Raw genomic sequence first — 5,631 nt, 5'->3', positions numbered from 1 at the left:
AAGGTTTTTATATCTTCTAACGAGCGTCATCTTGTTCTCATGCCCGACTTTGTGCGGGCTATTTTCATTCATTGTTCCAACAAAAATCGGAATTTCCTATTATATAAAAAAGGACGGGAGAATACTTTCCCCCGTCCCCAATCTCAATCCTCTTATAATTCGCAGTTATTCACTGTTCTTGGGAATGGTAAAACGTCTCTGATGTTCGACATTCCTGTTAAGTACATTACACAGCGTTCAAATCCAAGTCCGAATCCGGCATGTCTTGTAGAACCATATTTTCTAAGATCCAGATAGAACTGGTACTCTTCCGGTTTCAAGCCCATCTCATTCATACGTGCCAAGAGTTTTTCGTAGTTATCTTCTCTCTGACTTCCGCCGATAATCTCACCGATTCCAGGAACAAGACAGTCAACAGCAGCCACTGTCTTATTGTCATCGTTCATCTTCATGTAAAATGCCTTGATATCCTTCGGATAATCTGTTACAAACACAGGACGTTTGTAAACCTCTTCTGTAAGGTAACGCTCATGTTCTGTCTGTAAATCTGCTCCCCACGATACTTTATAATCAAATTTGTCATTGTTCTTTTCTAATATTTCAATTGCCTCTGTATAGGTCACACGTGCAAAATCAGAACTTGCCACATTGTGCAGACGATCCAAAAGACCTTTATCTACAAATGAGTTGAAGAAATTCATCTCTTCCGGTGCATTCTCTAATACATAGTTGATGATGTATTTTAACATTGCCTCTGCAAGCATCATATTATCGTCTAAATCTGCAAATGCAATCTCCGGCTCTACCATCCAAAATTCTGCCGCATGACGTGTAGTGTTCGAATTCTCTGCACGGAATGTCGGGCCAAATGTATAGATATTGCGGAATGCCTGCGCATATGTCTCACCATTCAACTGTCCGCTCACTGTAAGGCTTGTCTCTTTATTAAAGAAATCCTGACTGTAATCTACAGTTCCATCTTCGTTTTTCGGAATATTTTCCATATCCAATGTTGTCACGCGGAACATCTCTCCGGCACCTTCACAGTCGCTTCCTGTAATAATTGGTGTGTGTACATACACAAACCCTCTTTCCTGAAAGAACTGATGAATTGCATATGCGATCAAAGAACGTACTCTAAATACTGCCTGAAACGTGTTTGTTCTCGGACGCAAATGTGAGATTGTTCTTAAATATTCAAAGCTGTGACGCTTTTTCTGAAGCGGATAATCCGGTGCTGACGCTCCTTCTACCACAACTTCTGTTGCCTGAATCTCAAACGGCTGTTTTGCCTGCGGTGTTGCTACAAGTGTTCCTTTTACAATAATTGCCGCACCTACATTTAACTTAGATATCTCTGCAAAATTCTCCATTGTATCATGGTAAACAACCTGCAGTGTCTCAAAAAATGTTCCGTCATTTACAACAATAAATCCAAATGTCTTTGAATCTCTGATACTGCGAATCCAGCCGCCCACTGTAATTTCTTTGTCTAAATATTGTTCCCGATGCTTATAAAGCTCTTTGACTGTTACTAATTCCATAACCAAAACTCCTTTATTTTCACTATTCCTTATAGTATAACCTATTTTGCGCCATTTTCCTATAGTATTTCTAACAATTCTCTCACATCTCTGATTTCTTTGTCAAATGTCTCTACATTTCCAAATCCATATGCTGCAAATATAAATGTAATTCCTGCTGCTTTTGCCGCCTCACAGTCCCCCTCCGTATCTCCCACATAGACGCAGTTTTGAAGATGATTCCGTTCTATTACGAGACGGATATTCTCACCCTTACTCTTCTTTGTGTCACCATAGCACTCCGTATCCAACACATACTGTTCCAGTTGATTCTTTTTCAAAAACAGCTCAATATACCCTGATTGGCAATTGCTGACCACACAGACTTTATGTGTCTTTGCGAACTCCTGAATCGTCTCTTTCACACCCGGATACAGCAAGTTCTCCTCGCATCGCTCCAGCACCTCATGTTCATACATGCAGCACAGTTCCAATGCCCGTTCTTTTTCCGCTGCACTTGCGCTCGGAAATAAATGATCGGCAATCACATTCATCGGCTTTCCAAACTCTCGTTTAAGCGTATCCGAGGTAAGCTCCTCACACTCAATACCAAGCTCTTTCACCGCAAGATTCCACGCCTTGGCAACCTCACCTGTAGAGTCCCACAGCGTCCCATCAACATCAAATATTATATTCTCTATATTCATACTTTCTCCTGTCTGCCCGGAAATGTAATTTCCAGACGCTCATTTTGATACTTTACAAGATGCTTCCAAATCACTACAAAGGACAAAATCCCTGTTCCCGCTGTGATTCCAAGCGGTCCCCTCTTGATTATCACCATTCCCCAGAAAATTGCGAATGTGACAACAGACCGGAAAAAGTGAGGCCGAATGACAATCACAATAGAAAACACCAAATAACATACCGCCAAAATCAAAACCGGTCTCCAATAAGGGACTAACCCGAGCAATACTCCAAATGATACTGCAATTGACTTTCCTCCCATCTTCGGATTCCAAAACGGAAACGCATGCCCGAGAACCGGTGCAGCCAACACCAAACCCAAAATAAGGTGTCGAGGATTTAACACGTGCATTGCCGCATGCACCGGCAGATATCCCTTCAGAAGTTCCAGCATCAATGCACAGAATCCTATCGGTGCTCCAGCGCAGAGAAATGCATTTGCCACTCCCGGATTCTGATCCGGACTTTCTTTTGTGACATCGATCTTCTTTATATATTTGGGAAGTAAATATCCATATAATACACTCCCAGACAAATATCCAAAAAGAATATAAAACAAATATTGTGTTGTCATCTTTTCTTCACTTCCTATTCCTCACCAGATAGCTTCTTCAGATGATGATAAATCTTCTCTGTCGCCATCGGCTTACTGTTAATCTCCTGAGCACGAATCATCTCACGGCGCAATCTTTCCTTCTCCAAAATCTTCTGTCCAGCCCTCAGCTGTCCAAAGAAACTCTTTCGCCCAATTGACATATGCCGTTCCTCGAAGAATTCCAGATTCCGATTCTCACATCCCGGAATTGGATTTGTGTGGATGATCGGAATTCTGCTCACCGCTGCTTCCGTACTGCTTAAGCCCCCCGGTTTCGTAAAAATGACGTCACACGCTTCCATGTACTCTGCCACCTGCTCTGTGAAACCAAGGATGCGTACCCTTCTATCCCTTCTAAGTTCTCTTTTCAAAGCCTCTTCCAGTTTCTTATTATTCCCACAGATTACAACAATCTCTTCATTTTCTTTCAGTCTTCTTGCAAGCTCCATCACAAAAATCTGGATCTTTCCAAATCCCATACTTCCACTCATTACAAGATAAATCAAGTCGTCTTGAGGCAACTGACAGATTTCTCTGGCTTTTTTCCTGCCCAATCTCCTGCCAAACTTTTCTCTGACCGGAATCCCCCAAGGGAGCAGCTTTTCTCTCGGAATACCCCTTGATACAAATTCATTTATCAAGTCTTCATGCGGAATCACATAATAATCACACTCGGTCTCCTCCCAGAATGGAATACTTGTGTAATCGGTCGCAATCGCAACGGTCTTCTGCCTCAAAATTCCTTTTCGCTTCATCCACGTCAATGTCTCCGCCGGATACAAATGCGGTGTCACAATTATATCAAAGTCTTTATTTTCCAAATATTGTTTCAATTTTTTACCCAATCTTGCACACGCAAAATAAACCGGTGATTTCCGCTTCGCCGAAGAAATCAGCCTCCCCAGCCGATATACCAGCCCAAAAAGGTGCGGACAATGCTTTACCACATTAACATATAAGCCTCCTACAGCCTTCGATGTCTTTTTGCCACTCAGCATCATCAGATCAATAAACTCTGCCTGATCCCCATGACTTTCTATATATTCCTTTATGGCTTTCCCGGCAGAATTATGCCCTTCTCCTGTGTTACAAGATAATATCAAAACTTTCATGTACTGTTGTCCTTTCTTTTATGAAGTGAACAGTAACGATTATAGCATTAGTAAAAGAAAAAAGCTAGGTGACACTTGAAGAAGCTCTTGAAATGTGCTATATTGAAAATACGAAAAGGGAAACCACAAGCGGCTACCCAATAATTAAATGCTTAATTTACACTAAGCCGTCATTATTGCAGTAATGGCGGCTATTTTCGTTTATCCTTGAAAATCTCGTAACAAAGACCTACAAGGGCAACAATGAATATTAACAACTGAATCAGATCAGAATATGTAACATACATCAGCATCGCCCTCCTTTCTTTCGTCTGGAGGGTTCGCCCCTCCGTAAAAGAGGGTAAGCCGCCCGGCTTTGGTTTCCCATGTCGTGATTATAGCATATAATTGTTAATATTCAATACCTATGTTCTGAATATATTTTTTCGACTTTTATCAGAATTTTTCTTAGCAATTTCATAACTTACAATCTCCCTGTGTTTGTGATAATACACCTATATCACTTTAGTACTATTCAATTATCAATGTACCACATTCCTCATCTAAAAATTCATTTTACTCCTTTACTCTAACATTTCCTCACTGAATTGCAAATTCCGGTTCAACTGAGCACTGATTCCGCTATAAACTGAACACGGTTTCCGATTGTATCGGAGCACCATTCCGCTCAACCTGAGCAACAATGACATGTGCGATACATGGCAACGGAAACTCCGAAAAGAAGGCTTCCTTATTTCCCTTTACCCCTTTTGCGCTAAATCCAAAATGTTCTGCTGCCTTAATTACACCATACACATTTGTGCCCTGTTTATCTGTGCCTGCTACTTCACGAATTCTAGTAATGCTAATTTTGTATCCATTTTGTTTGCATATCGTTGCTATGCATGCTGCACCACAATCTGTAATATCATGCTGCATTATACATTGATATTCCATAATTATATCCTTTCACAATCTTTATAATTTATTTTAATATAACTTATTCACCCATTGCCCCTATGCTACCAATAACAAAAAACGCTATATATAATGTAAAACCAATGCTTAGAAATTCTTTTTTTGCGCAAAAGCTCTCAACACAATCTTCATCCTTTAAAATAAACATTGTTTTCCCTTTAAAAACAAATATTAACACAGCACTCGTTACAAATACGATCTGTAGTACTGTTGTAATTGCCCCAATTGGTATAAAATCTGATATTATTACACCAAATAAATTAAATGCCATATGCAAATAAATTGCATACTTTATTTTTCCTGTAATAATCACGATATTTGCACACAATACCCCCAAAAACATCGTGTATAACAACTGCTCCAAATTTGCATGATATAATCCAAAAAACAGACTACTAATCGCAATCGCTATAACTTTTCCATATGGTAGTAGCTTTTCTAACAATATTTTTCTAAACAAAAGTTCTTCAAAAATAGGTGAAACAATTACCGCACAAACAAAAAGTAAAACTATTGGCACATTCTCCACATAAGATTCGACAACACCTTCATTCATTTCCCCGTTTATCAAATATATTTTAAGACAATTTGGTGCTAGAATATAAATAGTACAAGTCAAAATGAGAATTCCTTATAAGAAAAATCATGGTACAATGTAAGTATCGCACTGAAGGAGGATCTCATTATGGCAAAGCAC

6 protein-coding genes are annotated in these 5,631 nt (G+C 39.7%); all 6 read right to left on the bottom strand.

Going from position 1 to position 5,631, the window contains the following annotated elements; all coding sequences use genetic code 11:
* Nucleotides 1-152: 152 nt before the first annotated feature.
* Nucleotides 153-1,544, bottom strand: coding sequence for an asparagine--tRNA ligase (gene asnS / locus ACTQXY_RS14980; RefSeq protein WP_441660139.1), 1,392 nt, complete (start codon nt 1,542-1,544; stop codon nt 153-155).
* A 59-nt stretch (nt 1,545-1,603) separates the two neighbouring features.
* Nucleotides 1,604-2,230, bottom strand: a complete 627-nt coding sequence (locus ACTQXY_RS14975; RefSeq protein WP_441660138.1) for an HAD-IA family hydrolase — start codon at nt 2,228-2,230, stop codon at nt 1,604-1,606.
* Nucleotides 2,227-2,844: a glycerol-3-phosphate acyltransferase gene (locus tag ACTQXY_RS14970; protein ID WP_441660137.1), complete on the bottom strand. Its 618-nt coding sequence runs from the start codon at nt 2,842-2,844 to the stop codon at nt 2,227-2,229. The genes ACTQXY_RS14975 and ACTQXY_RS14970 overlap by 4 nt, the downstream gene beginning before the upstream one ends.
* A 14-nt stretch (nt 2,845-2,858) precedes the next feature.
* Nucleotides 2,859-3,977, bottom strand: a complete 1,119-nt coding sequence (locus ACTQXY_RS14965) for an MGDG synthase family glycosyltransferase (RefSeq protein WP_441660136.1) — start codon at nt 3,975-3,977, stop codon at nt 2,859-2,861.
* Between the two features lie 621 nt (nt 3,978-4,598).
* Nucleotides 4,599-4,913 (bottom strand): cysteine peptidase family C39 domain-containing protein, encoded by a 315-nt coding sequence (locus tag ACTQXY_RS14960; RefSeq protein WP_441660135.1) that lies wholly within the window; start codon nt 4,911-4,913, stop codon nt 4,599-4,601.
* 43 nt (nt 4,914-4,956) lie between these two features.
* Entirely contained in the window at nt 4,957-5,490 is a 534-nt protein-coding gene (locus ACTQXY_RS14955) for a CPBP family glutamic-type intramembrane protease (RefSeq protein WP_441660134.1), read from the bottom strand.
* Nucleotides 5,491-5,631: the final 141 nt, after the last annotated feature.

This window comes from Faecalimonas sp. LCP19S3_D12 (genome assembly GCF_052121495.1).
Taxonomy (GTDB): Bacteria; Bacillota; Clostridia; order Lachnospirales; family Lachnospiraceae; genus Faecalimonas.
Note: the sequence above shows the minus strand (reverse complement) of the source record. Positions and strands in the feature narration are given on the sequence as shown.